Source organism: Flexivirga oryzae, from assembly GCF_014190805.1.
Lineage (GTDB): Bacteria > Actinomycetota > Actinomycetes > Actinomycetales > Dermatophilaceae > Flexivirga > Flexivirga oryzae.
In genome coordinates, this window is sequence record NZ_JACHVQ010000003.1 from 160,064 (window position 1) to 178,875 (window position 18,812).

The window sequence follows — 18,812 nt, forward strand, 5'->3', positions numbered from 1 at the left end:
GTGTTCCTTCCTCAGGAGCCGGTCGCGATGGACAGGCTGGTTCGGACGGTCTCCGCGGAGACCAGGTGAGCAAGATGCGTCCCCGGCGCGTCCGGGTCTGCGGCCAGATACAGCCGGCCCGGATCGCCGCAGAAGAGCGGCGCAACGTTGCGGTGCGTCAGGCTGCGTACGTCGGCCAAACCCGATAGGCGTGCAGCCTCGGCGAGCAGCAGCGTCATCAGCGGACCCTGCACCACCAAGCCGGGATAGCCCTCGACTCCGGTCGCGTAGGGCCAGTCGTAGTGGATTCGATGGGGGTTCGCGGTGGCGGCGCTGAACCGCATCAGAAGCGTTGGGTCGGTCCGCAGCACCCACTCTCCCCCGCCGTCGTGCTCGGCCACCTTCTCCAGTGGTGCAGCGGGCACGACCGGCTCGACCGGCATCGGCGGGGCCGGCTGCGCGGGCGGCACATCCGGATCGCGCGGCGGCGCCGAGCGGTAGATCAGGTCCTGTCGCTCCTCGAGGCAGAGCGTGTCGCCGACGTGGAGCCGGGTCCGGGTCGTGACCACGGCCAACGCCCCCGAGCGGCCCTGCTTGTGCTCCACACCGATGACCTCGGCCCCCCGACGTACAGAGGAGCCGATCGGGATCGGCGCGTGCAGGATGATCTCCCCGCCGGCGAACATCCTCCGCGGCAGCTCGATCGGAGGCAGGAAACCACCGCGCCGAGGGTGACCGTCCGCCCCGAGGGCCGAGGACCGGGGCCAGATAGGCAGCGCCAGCCAGTGCCACAGCGGCGGCAGCGGATCCCCGGCCCGCAGCAGCGGCAGCCCGTCATCGAGGAGTGCCTGAAAGGCCGCGACCGGCGCAGCCTCAGCCACTGCCTCGTCGGTGACGACGTGGGGGCGCCACCCGTGCGCGGCTCCGGTGCCGCCCATGTCAGAGGTGCCGCCCGCCGGTGACCTCGGTGACGGTGCCGGTGATGTACGACGACAGGTCGCTGGCCAAGAAGAGCGCCACCGTGGCGATCTCATCCGGCTCCCCGGCGCGACCCATCGGGATCTCGGCCAGCTTGGAGTCCCAAGCCTTCTGCGGCATTGCCTCGGTCATTGCGCTGCGGATCAGCCCGGGCTGGATGGCGTTGACCCGCACTCCGAGGTGGGCGAGCTCCTTGGCTGCGGCCTTGGTCAGGCCGACGATGCCCGCCTTGGCAGCGGAGTAGTTGGTCTGTCCGATCATCCCGACCTTGCCCGAGATCGAGGACATGTTGACGATCACGCCCCTGCGCCCGTCGACCGGCTCCTGCTCGCGCATGATCAGTGAGGCCAGCTTGGTGCCGTTCCAGGCCCCCTTCAGATGCACCGAGATGACCTGGTCGAACTCGTCCTCGGTCATCTTGCGCATCGTCGCGTCGCGAGTGATGCCGGCGTTGTTGACCATGATGTCCAGCGATCCGAAGGCATCTACCGCAGCCTCCAGCAACGCTTTGACCTGGCCGAAGTCGGTGACGTCGCAGCGTACCGCCCGGGCCACGTCGTCTCCGCCCAGCTCCTTGGCGGCGGCCTCGGTGGCGGCCAGGTCGAGGTCGCCGAGCACCACGCGGGCGCCCTCCTCGACGTACCGCTTCGCGATCGCCAGCCCGAGGCCCTGCGCGCCGCCGGTGATGACGGCCGTCCGGCCCTCCAGCAAACCCATGCCTGCACCCATCTCTAGTAGCTCTCCTTCTTGGCGGCGCGGGCGATGACCTGCGCCGCGATCACGTTGCGTTGAATCTCGTTGGTCCCCTCGCCGAGGATCATCAGCGGGGCGTCGCGGAAGTAGCGCTCGACGTCGAACTCGCGTGAATAGCCGTAGCCGCCGTGCACCCGCATCGCGTCCAGCGCGACTTGCATCGCGGTCTCGGAGGCGAACAGCTTCGCCATCCCGGCCTCCAGGTCGGCGCGCTTGCCGGCATCGAGCCGCTCGGCCGCGTCCAGGGTCAGCAGTCGGGCCGCACGCATCCTCGTCGCCATGTCCGCGATCAGGTTGCCCACGCTCTCGTGCTTCCAGATCGGCTTCCCGAACGACTCTCGCTGCTGGGCGTAGGCAACCGCGGACTCCAGCGCGGCTTGGCCGACGCCGAGGGCGCGGGCGGCGACCTGGATGCGGCCGACCTCGAGGCCGCGCATCATCTGGCGCCAACCCTGGTGCGGCTCGCCCCCGAGTACGGCGGCGGCCGGCACCCGCATGCCGTCGAAGGACAGCGTGCAGGCCTCGACGCCCTTGTAGCCCAGCTTCGGGATCTTCGCCGACACCTCATAGCCGGCCGGGTCGGGCCCGTGCTCGCCCTCCCAGCCGCCCGTCTCGACCAGGATCACGCTCATCCCCCGGTGGGCAGGGCTCGCGTCACGATCGGTCTTGCACAGCAGCCCGAGCAGGCCGGAGTGGGCGGCGTTCGAGATCCAGGTCTTCGCACCGTTGATGACCAGGTCGTCACCCTCGCGGGTGGCGTAGGTGCTCATGCTCTGCAGGTCCGAGCCACCCCCGGGCTCGGTCAGCGCCATCGTCGCGCGGAGCTCGCCGCTCGCCAACCGCGGCAGATACGCGGCCTGTTGCTCGGGCGTGCCGAACGTCTTGACCAGATAGGTGATCACCGCGTGCCCGCCGATCGCCCCGGCCAGGCTCATCCAGCCCCGCGCCAGCTCCGCGGTCACCCGCGCGAACGCCGCCATGCTCACCTCGACGCCGCCATACTCGGCCGGCACCAGGAGGCCGAAGAAGCCCAACTCCTTCATCTCCTCGATGAAGGCCTCCGGATAGGTGTCGCTCTCCTCGAAGCCGCGGACATTCGGCTTGACCTTCTCGTCCACGAACTCCCGAACGAGGGCGACCATCTGCTCCTCGTCGGCGGTGAGCTGGCTCATGCGTCCTCCTTCCGCGCGGCGGCGGCGATGATCCGGGTGGCCCGGTCGATCACGGGCTTGTCCACCATCCGCCCGTCGACGGTCGCGACGCCACCCTCGTGTGCGACGGCGGTGGCGTCCAGGATCGACCTGGCCCAGGCGACGTCGGCCGCACTCGGACGCAGCACAGCATCGACGACGGCCACCTGCCTCGGATGGATGCAGAGCTTGCCCCCGAACCCGAGCCGGCGAGCGGCGTCGGCCTCGGCGGTGAGCGCCTCGACGTCGTCGATCGCGGCGTGCACGCCGTCGATCGGACCGGCGATCCCGGCGGCGGCGCTGGCCAGCACGAGCGCGCCGCGGCTGGGCACGAGTGCCTGCGCGTCGAGCGGGTCGATGCCGAGCTCGGCAGCTAGGTCGAAGCTGCCGAACGCCAGCCGCACCACGCCCTCGGTCGCCGCGATCGCCCGGGCGTCCAGGGCCCCGGTCGCGGTCTCGATCAGCGCGATCACCGGCACGCGGCGGCCCGCCGCGGCGAGCGGCGTACCGGCCTCCGCCTTAGCCATCATCACCGCGCCCGCCCGACCCGCGACGGCCTCCAGATCGGCCTCGTGCCACGGCGTGCCCGCCGCGTTCACCCGTACGACGACGGCCGCAGCCGCCTCTGACGACAACGACCCCAGCCAGGTGACCACCGCCGCCCGAGCGCTCTCCTTCGCCTCGGGCGCCACCGCGTCCTCCAGGTCGACCACCACCACGTCCGCCCCAGCGGCAACAGCCTTAGCGAAGCGCTCGGGCCGATCACCCGGCACGAAGAGGAAGGTCCGGCCGCTGTCCAGCCTGCTCATCAACCGATCACCCCGTCGCGATGCAGTGCGGCGAGTCGATCGGGGTCGAGGCCCAGACCGGCGAGCACCTCGTCGGAGTGCTCGCCGACGCGCGGCGCGGGCGCGGGTGGCACCTGCCGATCATCGATGCGCAGGGGCCCGCCGGGCGCGAGGTAACGGCCGACGCCCGGCTGCTCCAGCTCGGCGAAGAGCGGGTTCGCACGCAGCAACGCGGCGCCGTCCGCGGCCAGGTCGTCGAAGCTCCGGTAGGGCGCATGCAGGGCACGAGAGGTAGACAGCACCACCTGAGCCTCGCTCCAGGAGTGCCGTTCGAACCAGTCCCCGAGCAGCGCGCCGATGACCTGTCGGCAGCGGTAGCGTTCCGCCTCCTCGCTGAAGTCCGCGCCGACCGCCTTCTCCACGGCAGTCATCGCATCGACGAGTCCCATCCCGTCGAGCAGCCGGTGCCAATGCCGGTCGGTGAGCACGACCACCATGAAGCGCACGCCGTCGGCGGTGATGAAGTCCCGACCGAAGGTGCCGAAGACGTCGTTGCCCGAGGGGCCGCGCTGGACCCCGCTCAGCTGGGACTCCGCGATGTATCCCAGCGCACCGGCCAAGGAGAGCGCGACGTCCTCCAAGGCGATCGTGAGATGCCGGCCACGTCCCGTCTCGCGGCGGCCGTGCACGCCGGCCAAGATGCCGGTCGCGAGGTAGAGCCCAGCAGCGATGTCCCACGCCGGAATGACCCCGTTACTCGGCACCACCGAGTCCTTGGGTCCGGTCAGCGTGGGGAATCCGGTGCTCGCCTGCACGGTGTAGTCGACGGCCGAGCCACCGTCACGGCGCCCGCTCAACAACGCGTAGACCAGATCCGGGCGGCGTTCGACGAGCCCGTCGTAAGTGAGGTCGTGGTAGCGCTCGGAGTTCGCCAGCGCGATGGCGCCGCCAGGGTCGTCGACAGAGCTTCCGGTGCCACAGATCAGGTCGCGCACCAGCTCACGGCCCTGCGACCGGCTCATGTCGACGGCCAACGCCCGCTTGCCCTGGTTCAGCCCGTTCCAGTAGAGGCTGGCGCCTTGAGCGGAGCGGGGCAGCCGCGTGCGGTCGGGCGCGCCACCCAACGGCTCGATCCGAATGACGTCGGCCCCGAGTTGATGCAGGGTCATGCCGCACAGGGGTGTCGCAACATAGCTGGAGATCTCCACGACCCGCAGGCCGCTGAGCGGTCCGTGTCGATCCGGAACGGTGTTCGCTGAGGCCGCCGGCGCAGCTCCCTGAGGTCGGATGGTCATGGCCCCTCAGCTCCCCATGCTCCACAGGAACAGGCCTGCGGCGTAGAGGACCCCGACCACGATCATCGCGATGACCAGGTAGCCCATGATGTCCTTCAGCCGCAGCCTGGACAGTGCCAGTGCGGGGATCAGCCACAACGGCTGGATGATGTCGTTCCAGGCGTTGCCGAGCATGACGGCCATCGTGTTCACCGGCACGGGGCTGCCCAGCTGGTGCGCGGCCTCGATCGCGAAGGGCCCCTGCAGCACCCAGTGCCCTCCCGCGGAAGGCGCGAAGAAGTTGATCACCCACGAGGCCAGCAGATTGACGACCGGCAGGGTGTCGGCGCTGGCGACCGAGGTCAGCCCGCTGGCGATCGAGCCGACCAGGCCGGAGACCGCCATGATCGCCATGATCCCCGCGTAGAACGGGTATTGCAGCACGACTCCGGACACCGTCGTGATCCCATCGCGGAGCTTGTCCACGTACGTCGCCGGCGTCCCGCACAGCAGGATGCCCACGAAGAGCAGGGTGAAGTTGACCGTATTGATGTTGAGATTGCCGCCGTCGACGAAGTACATGACCAGGTAGGCGACCCCGAGCGCGCCGATCGCATAGCCCGCCAGCCGGCTGTGGTTGAGTCGCTCGGCGACCTCGAGCCGGCCCTGAGGACGCGGCACACCGGTCGGCCGGTCGTCGCGCTGCTCCTCGGCGATCGGGACGATCTTGCGCGGGTCGCGCGGGTGCATCATCGGCATCAGGACCATCAGCACGATCAGAACGACGACGGCCAGCGTCAGCATCTGCCAGGAGAAGATGGTCTTCGCCAGCGGCAGGACGCCCATCTCCTTCTCGAGCGGATGACCCGGCGTGGAGACGACGACCGGGATCGAGGCCGACAGCCCGAGTCCGTAGAGCGTGAAGGCGCTGTACGCCGAGGCGATGATGAGCGGATAGTGAACGCCGCTGACCCGGCTTGCCAGCTTCTTGGCGATGACCCCGCCGATGACCAGACCGAAGCCCCAGTTGAGGTAGCTGGCGATACCGCCGACGAGGGTGGCGATGACGATCGCCGCCCGCGGCGAGTCAACCTTCGACGCGATCAGCTCCAGCAGCCGATCGACCGCGCTCGTCTTGGCCAGCACATAGCCCAGGACGAGGACGAGGGCCATCTGCATGGCGAACTCGAGCAGGTTCCAGAAGCCGTCACCCCAGGCTGTGACGATCTGATGCGGCCCAGTGCCTTCGAAGACCATCGCCAGCACGGCTGTCAGGAAGGTCAGGCCGATCACGAGCACCAGCGGGTCAGGCATGTACTTCCGCATGATGTCGGTGAAGAAGTTCTGCAGACGTTCCATTGTCCTCTCCTTCGAGGATCCTGGCGGCGGCCTCAGGCCGCGCGAAGACGGATGAGGGCCGGACAACGGCCCTCCTGGACGACGTCGTCGTCCTGGTTGATGAGCCGGAAGGTGCGTCCGACCACGCCGGTGGTCCCGGAGGAGGTGAGCCGCAGCGAGCTGATCTCCATCTCGCAGTGCAACGTGTCCCCGATGAGCAACCGCTTGACGAACCGCCAGTCGTCGATGCTGAGCATCGCGACCGCCGAGTCGGCGAACCAGCCGGCACGGTCCATGAGGCCGGTGACGAGGGCGATGCCGAACACGCCATGGACGAGGCGCTGGCCCGAAGGCGTGCGGCGGGCGAACTCGACGTCCGAGTGAATCGGGTTCCAGTCACCCGACATCATCGAGAAGACGGTGAGGTCGGTCTCGGTGACCGTGCGGGCCAGCGAGACGTAGCGCTGACCCACCTCGAGGTCCTCGAAGTACAGGCTCACCGCTGCTCCCCCGCCACCTCGAGCACGATGCGGCCGAGGTTCTCGCCGGCCTCCATCCGCTCATGGACCGCGCGGCACTGCGCCAGCGGCACGACGGTGTCGACGCGGGCGCGCAACGAGCCCCCGGCAACCAGGCTCAGCACCTCGTTCATCTCGGCGATGCTGCAGGACTTGGTGCCCACCAACGCGATCTCCTTGAGGATCAGGTACGCCGGAGGAATGCGCGCGTGCCTACCATTGACGTTCCCGATGACCACGACCCGCCCGCCCGGGCGCACGGCGTGACACGACTCGTTGAGCGTGGGCTCGCCGACGACGTCGAGGACGACGTCGGCCTGCCCGTACCGACGGCGCAGCTCGCCGGAGAACCGTCGGTCGGGAGAGACGATCACGTCGACGGCGCCCGCCTGACGCACCGGCCCGACCGAGGCCCCGCTCGACACCACGCCCACGGCGCGGGCGCCGAGCATGGCGAGCACCTCGATCGCGTGGACCCCGACTCCTCCGCTGGCCCCCGTGACCACGACCAGGTCGCCGGCCTGGACGCCGCCACGCCCGACGACCGCGTGGTAGGCGGTCCCCAGGGTGCAGGTCATGATCGCGGCCTCGGCCAACGGCATCGTCGCGGGCACCGTCAGGCTCGTGCGCGCCTCGACGACGACGTACTCGGCATAGCCGCCGTCGCGGTCCTCGCCGAGGAACTGGGGCGTCTGCTCCTCGCACAGGGCCTCCTCGCCCGCCGCACAGCGGCGGCAGCGACCACATCCGGTGAAGATCATCGTCATCACGCGATCTCCGACCGCGAAGTCACGGACGTCGGGCCCCGTGGCCGCGACCCAGCCACTCACCTGGTGACCCAGCGTGACCGGCACCAGGGCACGGGGGAACGCTCCGGCCCGGGTGAGCAGGTCGTGACGGCACACACCGCAGTAGGCGACCTTCACGAGCAGCTGGCCCGGCCCCACCTGCGGGACGTCGACCCGGTGCTCGGCGAGGACCTCGGGCCCCCCGAAGCCGGTGATCCGGTGGGCGATCATGGTGCTCATCGGGCCGTCTCCGTCGCACGGCGGGTCTCCCAGGCGAGCCGCGCGCGCTCACGCAGCGACGTACGTTGGATCTTGACGCCGTTGGTGCCTCGGGTGATCGGGAACTCGTCGAGCACCTCCACCAGCCTCGGCACCTTGAACCGGGCGAGGTCTCGGCGGGCCGACGCCAGCACGGCGTCGACGTCGATCTCGGCGCCCGGTCGCGCGGTCAGGAAGGCTGCCGGCACGGTGTCCGTGCCCACGTCGACACCGACGACCTGGGCCCCGTCGACGCCGTCCTGCTCCTCGAGATAGGCCTCGATCTCGCGTGGGCTCACCAGGAAGCCGGCCAGGCGCAGGGCATCGCCGGCCCGGGCGAGGTAGACGAAGTCTCGGTCGGCGACCAGCCTGCCCAGGTCCCCGGTGTGGAAGTAGCCGTCCTCGTCGAGATCCGGGATCCCGTCGATGCCATAGTAGCCACACGTGACGTTGGGACCCTTGATCTCGATCTCCCCGGGCTCGTCGAGCCCGCACAGACGCCCGTTCTCGTCACGCACGCGCACCTGGACGTCAAGATGACAGGGCACGCCTCCGCCCAGGCTGCGGCGCTCGACGTCGGCGCCGGGCGCGGGGTAGGTCATCACGGCCAGCACCTCGCTGGAGCCGTAGGTCTGGAAGAACTTCTTGCCCGCGGCCTCGCCGGCCTCGGCCAACGCGCGGGGGTCGAGGGCGGTGAAGGCGCCGAACCCGCACTCCCGCCACTCGGGCAACCTCGCGAGCGCCCCCGGCACGTCCAAGATCCGGCGAAGCATCTCGTCGGCCAGGTTGGCGTGCGTGACGTGGTGCTCGCGCATCGTCGCCACCGTCGCGTCTGCGCTGAACTCCGGCAGCAGGACCACGGCCGCGCCGGCGGCCAGCCCGGCCAGCACCGTGTTGAAGCCGAACACGCCGCACATCGGCAGCGCCGCCAGGACCGTGGTGCCCGGGGCGCGGTAGCCGAAGGCGTCGGCGACGGCCACCGAGTGCGCCACGATTCCGCCCTGCGTATGCATCACCAGCTTGGGCGCGCCTGTGGTGCCCGAGGAGTTGAATGCGCTGACCGGCAGCCCCGGCGCCGAGACGTCCGGCGCATCCGGCAGACCGGGGTCGAACAACGTCTCGTAGTCCGCGGTAGCCGCGTCGACAGGAGGCAGGGAGCCTCCCCCGACGCTGATCAGCAGGCGTAGCGAGTCGGGCAGGACCGCGGCGGCCTCGGCCAGCATGCCAGCGAAGTCGATGCCCTTGAATCCGGGCTCGACGACGAGGGCCCGAGCACCCGACTCCCTCAGGACATGGAGCAGCTCTCGGGAGCGGTAGCGGGTGTTGACCCCGACCGCGACCGCACCCAGATGGGCCGCGGCGAAGACCAGCTCCGCCCACTGGGTCCGGTTCGGGAGCCAGACCGCGACGGCGTCGCCGCGCCCGATCCCCGCGTGGCCCAGCCCGGCCGCGAGGCGACGCGCACGATCGGCGAGTTCCGCGTACGTGGTGGGCATGCCGTCCTCGATCAGCGCGGTTCGCTCGCCTGCTCGCTCCACGGAGGCGGCCAGCATCGCGGTCAAACTTCGCGACTCGTCGCGTAGTGGTCTCATCAGCTCCTCGATCCCTGACAGGTGTCCTCGGTCACAGACCATAGATCATGCATGATCGATTATCAATCGTCAGTTATGCTGGCTCGGTCATCACCGGCCCCTGGAGGACCCGTGCCCGTTACCTCGGCATCCGTCGCCCGTCGGAGCACCCTGCCCGACGACGTGGCCGACCACGTCCGACAGTTGGTGTTGACGGGTCAGGTGCGGGAGGGGGAATTCATCCGCATCGACCGCATCTCGGAGTTGCTTAACATCAGCATCACGCCCGTCCGAGAGGGGCTGCTCACGCTCCAAGCCGAGGGATTCGTCGAGCTCATCCCGCGGCGCGGCTTCATGGTCCGTGCCTTCTCAGCACAAGATGTCGCGGACATGTACTGGGTCCAGGGACAGATCGAGGGGGAGCTCACGCGGCGCGCCGCAGATCACTTCGCCGCCTCCGGTGTCGACGAGCTCAGCGCGATCCAGGCCGAACTGGAGGAAGCGGGCGCCAAGAGAGACCACCAGCGCGTCGCCGAACTCAACTTCCAGTTTCATCACGCCATCGCCACCGTCGTCCCGAGCTCCCGGATGCGCTGGTTCCTCAAGACTGTGTCACACATGGCCCCGGGGCAGCTCTTCCCGCAGGTCACAGGATGGACCAATGCCGCCGTGAACGAGCACGGCGACATCATCGAAGCGCTGCGCGTCGGCGACGGCGAGGCCGCAGCGAGGGCCATGACGGCCCACGTCGTGCATGCAGGCGTCATCCTGGCCTCGCAGTTCGACCAATCAACTCCTGCCGCACCATCATCCGAGACGACGAGGCGTCCTCATTAGCGCAACGTACCTATCGTGACGCCGGCGCTTCCATCGCCGGCGGACGCCCTGCTGCGCCAACGCCGTTAGGCCCGCGCCTGACTTAAAGCCCCCACTGCCGCAGATGGCTTGACGGCCGAGCCAGTTTAACCAGGGCTGCGCGAACGCGGCTGGTCCGCACCTCGGCGGCATCTGCGTTACGTTCGCGCTGAGAGCAAGTCAGCCGAATCTAATGGCTTTCGCCGGGCTACTTTTGGCAGTCTCGGTTCTGGTGACGGGCGGCCGGTCAGCACTTATCGGATCAGCCCATTGAGGTCCTGCGGCAGACCGTGCGCCCGCTGGTCATGAGAAGTGTCGACGACTCTTGAAAACGAGGCCATAGCAACGGGGTGGTTTCCAGCGACCATAGCAACGAGGACCACCACGAAGGAGTCCTCGCATGTCGTCTCGTCGCATTCCCAAGAGGCCAGGTCGTCGGCCGATGGCCGCGAAGCGGCGCCGGTTCCTTGAGCTCCTCGCGCAAGGCTCGAGCGTGGCCGCGGCCTATCGCGAAGTTGGTGTCAGCAGGTCGACGGCCAACGTCTGGAAGAACGGCACGGTCGTGCGGCGCAAGGATGGCACGGTCAAGGTCGTGCCACCGCTTGAACCACTCGTCTCGCGCACCATCTCACCTCGTCTCCTGTCTGAGCAGGAACGGATTCAGATCGCCGAGCTAGCCAGCCGCGGGCTGGGTCCGGCGGCCATCGCGAAGGAGCTGGGCAGGTCACCGTCGACGATCAGCCGCGAGCTACGACGCAACCTGCACACCTCGGGCCAGTACCGGCCCTTCCACGCCCACGCCCTGGCTGCTGCGCGCCGGCGCCGGAAACACCCGCTCAAGCTACGAACCGACCGGCTCCTGCGAGCGTATGTCATCGAGCGGCTCAGGGAGCGGTGGAGTCCTCAGCAGATCAGCCGGGCACTGCGACGGGCACATCCCGACGACCCGAGCCGTCGCGTCGCCACCGAGACAATCTACCAGGCGATCTACCGCCTGGGATCGGAGATCGCGCGTAAGCCAGCTGCCTCGCCGCTGCGGACCGGGCGTGATCACCGGCGTGGGCAAGCACGACAGGTCCGCGCGCGACGCCGCTTCGCGCAGCCGATGCTCTCAGTCCACGAGCGCGGCTTCGACCCCGCCGACCGGTCCGTCGCCGGGCACTGGGAAGGAGACCTCATCGTCGGCCCGCACAACCGCTCCGCCATCGGCACGCTCGTCGAGCGGCAGACCCGCTACGTGAAGCTCCTGCATCTGAACGCGCACAACTCGATCGAGCTACACGCCGCCATCATGAAGGCGCTTCGCGAACTACCGCCGACGCTGCGGCGAACGCTGACCTGGGACCAGGGCACCGAGATGGCGAAACACCTCGACATCAGCGCCGACACAGGCACGAAGATCTACTTCTGCGATGCCGCCAGCCCCTGGCAGCGCGGCAGCAACGAGAACACCAACGAGCTCTTGCGCCAGTACTTCCCGAAGTCGACCGATCTCGCCGTCCACACCGCTCGGGACCTGGCTCGTGTGGAGGCCGAGCTGAACAGGCTGCCCCCGCATCGACCTCGACGACCGGGCCCCTCAGGACCTCTTCACGGCCTTGCTAGACCGTATGGAGTGACCCGCTCGTTGGTGAGGGGGTTGCGGGCCGGGGCCTCACTCACAAGATTCGTGGGTTACCGAGTAGGGGCTGCCTGCTCGGCCTATCCGACAATTGTGGGAGGCCCCGGTGTTTACCGAGCGTACGAGTGTAGGGCTGGATGTGCACGCCCGATCTGTGGCGGCGGCTGCGATCGATGGCGTCACGGGTGAGGTGTTCAAGACGCGGCTGGTGCCGTCGAGTGAGCAGATTCTGGGCTGGGTGCGGGACTTGCCGGGCCCGGTGGCGGTGGCGTATGAGGCGGGTCCGACCGGTTTCGGGCTGGCGCGTTCGCTGACCGGTGCGAGCATCCGGTGCGAGGTCGTCGCGCCTTCCAAGCTGCAACGCCCTGCCGGTGACCGGGTCAAGACCGACGCGCGGGACGCGTTGCACTTGGCGAAGTTGCTGCGCCTGGACGAGTACACCCCGGTGCGGGTGCCGTCGGTGGCTCAGGAGGCCGCGCGGGATCTGGTGCGTGCCCGCGAAGCGGCCCGTTCGGATCTGATGCGTGCCCGGCACCGGTGCTCGAAACTGTTGCTGCGTCACGGGATTGTGTATTACGGCGGGAAGGCGTGGACGCACAAGCACGACGACTGGTTACTGTCCCAGCGGTTCGACCAGCCCGGCACACAGGCCGCGTTCGAGGATGCCTACGAGCAGGTCGTGCTGGTCACCGGTCGCCGCGACCGGCTGGACGCGATCATCACGGCGATGGCCGCCGACAGCGAGTTCACGACGATGACCCGCCGGCTGGGGTGCCTGCGCGGCATCGGCACCCTGACCGGGTTCGCCCTCGCCGTGGAGATCAACGACTGGGACCGGTTCACCGGAGCCAGTATCGGCGCCTACCTCGGACTGGTGCCTTCGGAGCACTCCTCCGGTGCCACCCGCGCCCAAGGCGCGATCACCAAGACCGGCAACACGCACGTGCGCCGGTTACTGGTCGAGGCGGCCTGGCACCACCGCAAGCCATACCGGCCCACCGCGATCCTGCGCCGCCGCTGGGAGCAAGCCCCGCCACCAGTGGTCGCCCGGGCACAGGCCGGCAACCGGCGCCTGCACCAGCGGTGGGCACACTATGCCGAGCGCAAGAAGCGGCCAGTGGTCGCCAACGTCGCCGTCGCCCGGGAACTGGCCGGCTGGTGCTGGTCGCTGGCCACCATGGCCGAATAGAGCCCTCGAGCCCCCTTTGAGCTGGCCGTGGGGGCCAGCGCCACGACATGGGCTTGCAGCGTGTGGAACGACCCGCTTCGAGGCTATGAACAGCCAAGAGTGTCAACGACATTCACTGGTTACGTTCGATCTCTAGACAGCGGCTCCCGTTCCCGCCGAACACACGGTCCTGCGGTAACCAACCCGCGCATATCAGCCTGGACCACGCGTCGCTAAGCCTGGATCCACCGATGAGCCTGCGGTGTCGACGTGCTCGGTGTGAGTGGTGGGATCAGCGGTCGCGGACAGGCTGACGCGCCGGCCTCGCTGCCGGGGTTGTTCCACTGTGTCCTTGGTTGCGCAGTGACGGGCTGCTGGGTGGTCAGGCCACGGGCACGGCGGGTGGGTCGCTGACGCGGTCGAACATCGCCGCCCACGCGGTTTCCCATGGCCAGTCCCGTGGCAGGTGCACGGTGATCCGGCGCGCTGAGGTCGCGACTCGTGCGGGCACGGTGATCAGCTTGTGCCGGATCGTGGCGGTGGTCGCCGTGGCCAAGTCAGTGCCGGACAGGGCCGTGGCGGCACGGGTGAGGTTGAACGCCATTACGGCCAGCACCAGCCAGGCAGCGTTCGCGTTGAACCGTCCGGAGGGTAGGTGGGCGAGGGCTGAGTTCTTCAGGTCCGCGTGGACTTGTTCGATGATCGCGTGATGTCGGTGGGTCTTGTCCGCGGCCACGGTGTCCAGCACGGCCTTATCGGAGGTGGTGAAAAACGCGTGGAAGCGCCACACGTCGAACAGGGTGTCCTGCCCGGCTGCCTTGTTCCTGTCGGCGTTGAAGTCCGGGATTCGGCGCACCACCAACCGGCCGGGGACCCGGTCAGCTTTCTTCGCTGAGGCGAACGCGGTGAAGTCGATTTCGGTGACCTCGGCCCGCGAGATCCACGTCTTGGTTTCTTCGTCGAAGATGGCGTCGGTGTACTCGATCGGGGTCCATCCGTCATCACCGATCGCCGAGATCGCTTTCTTCACCGCGGTGTTCATCCTAACCGTGACCGACACCGCGGCACCCCCTTTGAGAGCGCCGTGGACTGCCCCGCGGGTATAGAAGGCCGAATCCGCCCGAACCAGCACCGGCCGGTCTTCACCCAGCACGCGGCGGGTGGTTTTCACCGCGTCGGCGACCAGTCGTTTCGCGCCGCGTGGTGACCCGCACGCCCCCTTGCGCAGCCGTTGGGCCACGATCACCGGCGCGCGGCCGGCCGTGGTGACCGTGGCCAGGAGCGCGTTCAAGCCGCGGACCCCGGAGTAGCCGAACCCGGCACCCTGCTTGGCGTGCCCGTGGACCTCGATGATCGTGTCATCGACATCGAGCAACATGTAGCCGCCGTCGGAACCTGGCCCGGTTTCAGCGGTGCCGGCCCGATCGGCAAGGCCGATCAAGAACCGCGAGGCGACCGCGTCCAGTTGGCGGACGTGACCGAAGGTGAACGCTCGTAGGAACGATCCCAGCGTCGAGGGGGCGTACGCCCGAGTGAAGACCCGGCCCATCCCGCCGTGCCGCAGCAGGCCCATGTCATCAATACTGTCCGCGCCGGCAACCATCCCGGCGACCAGCGACGCCACTTTCAAACCAGCGTTCGCGCCCTTGTCCGTCGGTACCGACAACCGCTCATCGGTCAGTTCCCGCAGCCCCGCGGACTCGGCCAGCGCCAGCACCGGGACCAGTCCGCCAGCCGACACGAGATTCGGATCATCGAACGCTACTGAGGTTCGCCCAAGAGTGTGAGAGAGTCGCACCTACGAGATGCCCTTCGTGTCGCGGTCGAATTGTTGCCTCAAGAACTCCAATTCTCCCGCCACGCAAGGGCATTCTCACTTCACGACGCGCTCAACCAACCGATCCCATCGGTGGATCGAGGCTAAGACACCGCTGACCAGACCGGCCGGCGCCGGCCCCCACGCGCCACAGAACGAAACATTCCTCCCAACAGTGCATCTCACTATTCGGGAGAAATACCCCTTGCCCTCTTGACAAAGATGTACTCCATATCAGCCTCGCCTAATCATCCCTCGTTGCGATGACCGCTGGAATGCAAGCAGGGACTATCTCAAATTTGGTGTTTCTGGTCCGTGACACGCCCCATGGTTGGGGCGTTGTTGAAGGACCTGACCAAGATGGTGCTGGAGATCTCACTGGAAGAGGAGATGACCGAGCACCTGGGCCACAGCAAGCACGAGATGCTGGCGGCCGACGACGGTGGCGGCACCCCTGGCTCTGGCGGTCAGGACGTAGTACCCGCGGGCCGGTCTCGTAATGTTCGCAACGGGACTCGAACCAAGACCGTGCTGACCGACAATGTCGGCAAGGTCGAGATCCAGGTGCCGAGGGACCGGGCGGGCACGTTCGAGCCGGTCATCGTGCCCAAGCACCACCGCAAGCTCGGCAGTGTGGAGCAGGTGGTGTTGTCGCTGACCGCGAAGGGCCTGACGACCGGGGAGATCAGCGCGCACCTGGAGGAGATCTACGGGGCGTCGGTGTCCAAGGACACCATCTCCCGGATCACCGACCGGATCAGTGAGGAGATGAACGAGTGGCTCTGCCGGCCCCTGGAGGCTGTGTACGCGGCGATCTTCATTGATGCGATCGTGGTGAAGGTGAGGGACGGTCAGGTCGCCAACAGGCCGTTCTACGCCGCGATCGGGGTCACCGTGGACGGGTGCAAGGACGTGCTCGGGCTGTGGGCCGGCACTCCCGGGGATGGCGAGGGTGCGAAGTACTGGTTGGCGGTGCTGACCGAGCTGAAGAACCGCGGGATCACCGACACGATGTTCGTGGTGTGTGACGGCCTGAAGGGGCTGCCGGAGGTGGTGGCCACGACGTGGCCGGACGCGACCGTGCAAACGTGCGTGATTCATCTGCTACGTAACAGTTTCCGGCTCACCAGTCGCAAGTACTGGGACCAGATCGCCCGGGAGTTGAAGCTGGTCTACACCGCCCCGACGGCTCAGGCTGCTCGGGCGGAGTTCGAGAAGTTCACCAACGCCTGGGAGGAGTTCACCCCGTTCCTGGCCTACGACGTCGAGATAAGGCGAATCCTGTTCTCCACGAACGCGATCGAATCACTGAACGCCCGGTATCGTAGGGCAGTCCGTGCACGCGGGCACTTCCCGAACGAGCAAGCCGCCCTCAAATGCCTCTACCTGGTCACCCGGTCACTGGACCCGACCGGGCGCGGGCAGGCACGATGGACCATGCGATGGAAGCCAGCACTGAACGTGTTCGCGACCGTCTTCGAGGGCCGCTGGCCCACCGCAGAAAAGTACTAACAACCAGGACCAGAAACACCGAAATTCGGACAGTCCCCTGACCAGGCGAGAGGTCGACGATCTGGCGGACGTATTCCTCACCGATGTCGACGAACCGCGGCGGCGCTGTCATCGGGTCCGCGCCCTTGGGTCGGACGAACCCCTCGCCCTTGACCCAGCCATCGGGCCATTGCTGACCGGCGGCCTCGACCATCTTCTTGAAGCCGTCCGCCCGCGCCAGGTTCTGCGCGTCCGAGCCGGCGCCGAACGTCTCGATCTGCTTTGCGCCGTCCCGGGCGCCACCGAGCCGCCACAGCACCCTCGCAGAGACGCCACCGTCGCCGCGTTTGCGCTTCTCTATCCACGCCATAACCAGGACCTCCGAGAGTCACTGGTGCCCACCTGGGGCAATCACGCTACGCCCGAAATGGAAGAAACCCCAGGTCACCCTGGGGTTTCTCAACGTGCGCGAGGGGGGATTTGAACCCCCACGCCCTTTCGGACACTGGCACCTGAAGCCAGCGCGTCTGCCGTTCCGCCACTCGCGCGAGTGCGGGTCAAGTGTGCCTTGTTCTGCCGCCGAACGCCAAATCGGCGGCGCCTGCGCACCGCGATCCTGCGCCCCGCGCGGCCGTTGACGGTCGAAACGGCCGTTGACGGCGCAATTGGGGGGTCAACGGCTAGCTCGAGCGTCAATGGCGGGTTGGGCCGTCAGCCGCGGGGGTAGGAGGCGGGAAGTCTCGAATCGGTCGGATCCCAGCGCGTATGCCGGGACGTCATACGCCACACAGTTACCATGGCGTGCGCGGCGCGACCGCCACGACGCACGACCCGTCACGACCGGAGCAAGGAGGCGAACGCGTGGGCATCTTCGACAAACTCGAGCGCAGCATCGAGCGCGGTGTCAACGGCGCGTTCGCGCGCGCGTTCCGCTCCGAGGTGCAGCCGGTGGAGATCGCGAGCGCGATGCGCCGCGCGATGGACGACCGGGCCGTCAGTGCGGGCAAGGGCAAGCGGCACATCGTGCCCAATCTGTTCGTCATCGAGCTGTCCAGCACCGACTACGAGGCCCTGGTCAGCGAGCACGAGGACGACCTGGCCGACGACCTGATCGCCACCGCGTCCGAGCACGCGGAGAGCCAGCGCTACCAGCCCGGCGGGCCGGTGAGCGTCCAGTTCACCGAGGACTCCGAGCTGGAGACCGGCGTCTTCCGGCTGCGGCCGTCGACGGCGCGGCAGGTGCAGCCGGACATGCGGCGTATGCCGGGACGTATGCCGCCCGCGCGCACCCCCGACGACCCGCGGCGACCGGCGGGGCAGGAGCCGCAGTACGGCGGTGATGCGCCTGGTCTCGATACACCTCCCCCGCTGCGCTCCTCCGGCACTCGACCCGCAGCCCCGGGGGACCTCGATACGGGCTCGCCTAGCGGCTCGCCCTACTCGGCCACCTCGGGCGGCTCGCCCTACTCGGCCACCTCGGGCAGCCCGCCCTACTCGGCCACCTCGGGCGACTCGCCCTACTCGGCCACCTCGGGCGGCTCGGGCACCTCGGGCGGCTCGCCCTACTCGGCCAACGAAGGCGGTTACGCGGCCGCCGCGGAGCCGGCCCACCCGGCGCGCCCGAAGCGGGACGACCACCGGCCGTCCCCGGCCGCGCCGCGGCGGCTGCGGCAGCGCCCGTGGCTGGACATCGACGGTGAGCGCTACCCGCTGCTCGGGGCGATCACCGTGATCGGCCGCGACGACGACACCGACATCGTGCTGGACGACCCCGGGGTCTCCCGGCGGCACAGCGAGATCCGCATCACCTACGACGGCCCGCACCAGGTGATCACCATCCGTGACCTCGGCTCCACCAACGGCACCTACGTCAACGGTGACCCGATCGACTCCATCCACCTCGCCGACGGCGACCGCCTGACCATCGGCCGCACCCACCTCCTCCTGCACGAAGGCGGGACCCGGTGAGCGAACTCACTCTCACGGCGATCCGGCTCGGGTTGCTCGCGCTGCTCTGGGCGTTCATCTTCAGCATCGTCAGCGTGCTGCGCGGCGACCTCTACGGCACACACGTCGTCTCCCGCGGCAGCCGCGGCCAGGCCGCGCCGGCACGCCCGGCCAAGCCGATCCGCCGCGGGCCGACCCGGCTGGCGATCATCGAGGGCCCGATGCGCGGCGGCAGCGTGCCGCTGACCGACAACGGTGTGCTCATCGGCCGCAACCCCGAGTGCACCCTCGTGCTCTCCGACGACTTCGCCAGCGGCCGGCACGCGCGCATCTACCGCGACGGTGACGGCTGGCTGATCGACGACCTCGGCTCCACCAACGGCACCTTCGTCGGCGGCGAGCGCATCGGGCAGGGGGTGCCGATCGGCGAGGGCGCTCGGGTCCGCATCGGCCAGACCGTCCTCGAGGCCAGGAAGTAG

Annotated in this window: 14 protein-coding genes, 1 tRNA gene and 3 pseudogenes; 6 read left to right on the forward strand and 12 right to left on the reverse strand. The window is 68.6% G+C overall.

Features of this window, described 5'->3' with window-relative positions; all coding sequences use genetic code 11:
* Positions 1–11 precede the first annotated feature (11 nt).
* From FHU39_RS17735 to FHU39_RS17775, 10 genes and pseudogenes are all read right to left on the reverse strand, one after another.
* Positions 12–917, reverse strand: a complete 906-nt coding sequence (locus FHU39_RS17735) for an HTD2 family dehydratase (RefSeq protein ID WP_183322054.1) — start codon at positions 915–917, stop codon at positions 12–14.
* A 1-nt stretch (position 918) separates the two neighbouring features.
* Positions 919–1,686 carry a 3-oxoacyl-ACP reductase FabG gene (fabG, locus tag FHU39_RS17740; RefSeq protein WP_246336700.1) on the reverse strand — a complete coding sequence of 256 codons (768 nt, stop codon included), beginning with the start codon at positions 1,684–1,686 and terminating at the stop codon, positions 919–921.
* Positions 1,687–1,688: 2 nt separating this feature from the next.
* Positions 1,689–2,882 carry an acyl-CoA dehydrogenase family protein gene (locus FHU39_RS17745; RefSeq protein WP_183322055.1) on the reverse strand — a complete coding sequence of 398 codons (1,194 nt, stop codon included), beginning with the start codon at positions 2,880–2,882 and terminating at the stop codon, positions 1,689–1,691.
* Complete coding sequence (locus FHU39_RS17750) at positions 2,879–3,709, reverse strand: HpcH/HpaI aldolase/citrate lyase family protein (protein WP_183322056.1); 831 nt, start codon at positions 3,707–3,709, stop codon at positions 2,879–2,881. Before FHU39_RS17750 ends, FHU39_RS17745 begins: the two co-directional genes overlap by 4 nt.
* Positions 3,709–4,983 (reverse strand): CoA transferase, encoded by a 1,275-nt coding sequence (locus FHU39_RS17755; RefSeq protein ID WP_183322057.1) that lies wholly within the window; start codon positions 4,981–4,983, stop codon positions 3,709–3,711. The genes FHU39_RS17750 and FHU39_RS17755 overlap by 1 nt, the downstream gene beginning before the upstream one ends.
* Positions 4,984–4,989: 6 nt before the next feature.
* Positions 4,990–6,321: a short-chain fatty acid transporter gene (locus FHU39_RS17760; RefSeq protein WP_183322058.1), complete on the reverse strand. Its 1,332-nt coding sequence runs from the start codon at positions 6,319–6,321 to the stop codon at positions 4,990–4,992.
* A 32-nt stretch (positions 6,322–6,353) separates the two neighbouring features.
* Positions 6,354–6,800, reverse strand: coding sequence for a MaoC/PaaZ C-terminal domain-containing protein (locus tag FHU39_RS17765; RefSeq protein WP_183322059.1), 447 nt, complete (start codon positions 6,798–6,800; stop codon positions 6,354–6,356).
* The gene (locus tag FHU39_RS17770) at positions 6,797–7,846 is read right to left on the reverse strand and encodes an alcohol dehydrogenase catalytic domain-containing protein (RefSeq protein WP_183322060.1); all 1,050 of its coding nucleotides are present in this window, start codon (positions 7,844–7,846) and stop codon (positions 6,797–6,799) included. The genes FHU39_RS17765 and FHU39_RS17770 overlap by 4 nt, the downstream gene beginning before the upstream one ends.
* Positions 7,843–8,163, reverse strand: coding sequence for an AMP-binding enzyme (locus tag FHU39_RS25250; protein ID WP_425484798.1), 321 nt, complete (start codon positions 8,161–8,163; stop codon positions 7,843–7,845). The genes FHU39_RS17770 and FHU39_RS25250 overlap by 4 nt, the downstream gene beginning before the upstream one ends.
* Before the next feature lie 144 nt (positions 8,164–8,307).
* Positions 8,308–9,498, reverse strand: a pseudogene (locus FHU39_RS17775) (AMP-binding protein); the annotation flags it as partial.
* A 120-nt stretch (positions 9,499–9,618) separates the two neighbouring features.
* Between FHU39_RS17775 and FHU39_RS17780 the strand changes: the two are divergent.
* From FHU39_RS17780 to FHU39_RS17790, 3 genes and pseudogenes are all read left to right on the forward strand, one after another.
* Positions 9,619–10,272 carry an FCD domain-containing protein gene (locus FHU39_RS17780; RefSeq protein WP_183322062.1) on the forward strand — a complete coding sequence of 218 codons (654 nt, stop codon included), beginning with the start codon at positions 9,619–9,621 and terminating at the stop codon, positions 10,270–10,272.
* Between the two features lie 418 nt (positions 10,273–10,690).
* Positions 10,691–11,909 (forward strand): annotated as a pseudogene (locus FHU39_RS17785) (IS30 family transposase).
* 108 nt (positions 11,910–12,017) lie between these two features.
* Positions 12,018–13,100, forward strand: a complete 1,083-nt coding sequence (locus tag FHU39_RS17790) for an IS110 family RNA-guided transposase (RefSeq protein WP_183322063.1) — start codon at positions 12,018–12,020, stop codon at positions 13,098–13,100.
* Positions 13,101–13,461: 361 nt separating this feature from the next.
* Here the strand turns inward: FHU39_RS17790 and FHU39_RS17795 are convergent, their stop codons facing one another.
* Positions 13,462–14,877 (reverse strand): IS1380 family transposase, encoded by a 1,416-nt coding sequence (locus FHU39_RS17795; protein ID WP_183322064.1) that lies wholly within the window; start codon positions 14,875–14,877, stop codon positions 13,462–13,464.
* Between the two features lie 351 nt (positions 14,878–15,228).
* Between FHU39_RS17795 and FHU39_RS17800 the strand changes: the two are divergent.
* A pseudogene (locus FHU39_RS17800) lies at positions 15,229–16,407 on the forward strand (IS256 family transposase); the annotation flags it as partial.
* Between the two features lie 444 nt (positions 16,408–16,851).
* Here FHU39_RS17800 and FHU39_RS17805 read toward each other — a convergent pair.
* A tRNA-Leu gene (locus FHU39_RS17805) sits at positions 16,852–16,934 on the reverse strand.
* 313 nt (positions 16,935–17,247) lie between these two features.
* Here FHU39_RS17805 and FHU39_RS24365 point away from each other — a divergent pair.
* The gene (locus tag FHU39_RS24365) at positions 17,248–18,354 is read left to right on the forward strand and encodes an FHA domain-containing protein (protein WP_343065980.1); all 1,107 of its coding nucleotides are present in this window, start codon (positions 17,248–17,250) and stop codon (positions 18,352–18,354) included.
* On the forward strand, positions 18,351–18,812 hold the full coding sequence (locus tag FHU39_RS17820) for an FHA domain-containing protein FhaB/FipA (RefSeq protein ID WP_183322065.1): 462 nt from the start codon (positions 18,351–18,353) through the stop codon (positions 18,810–18,812). Before FHU39_RS24365 ends, FHU39_RS17820 begins: the two co-directional genes overlap by 4 nt.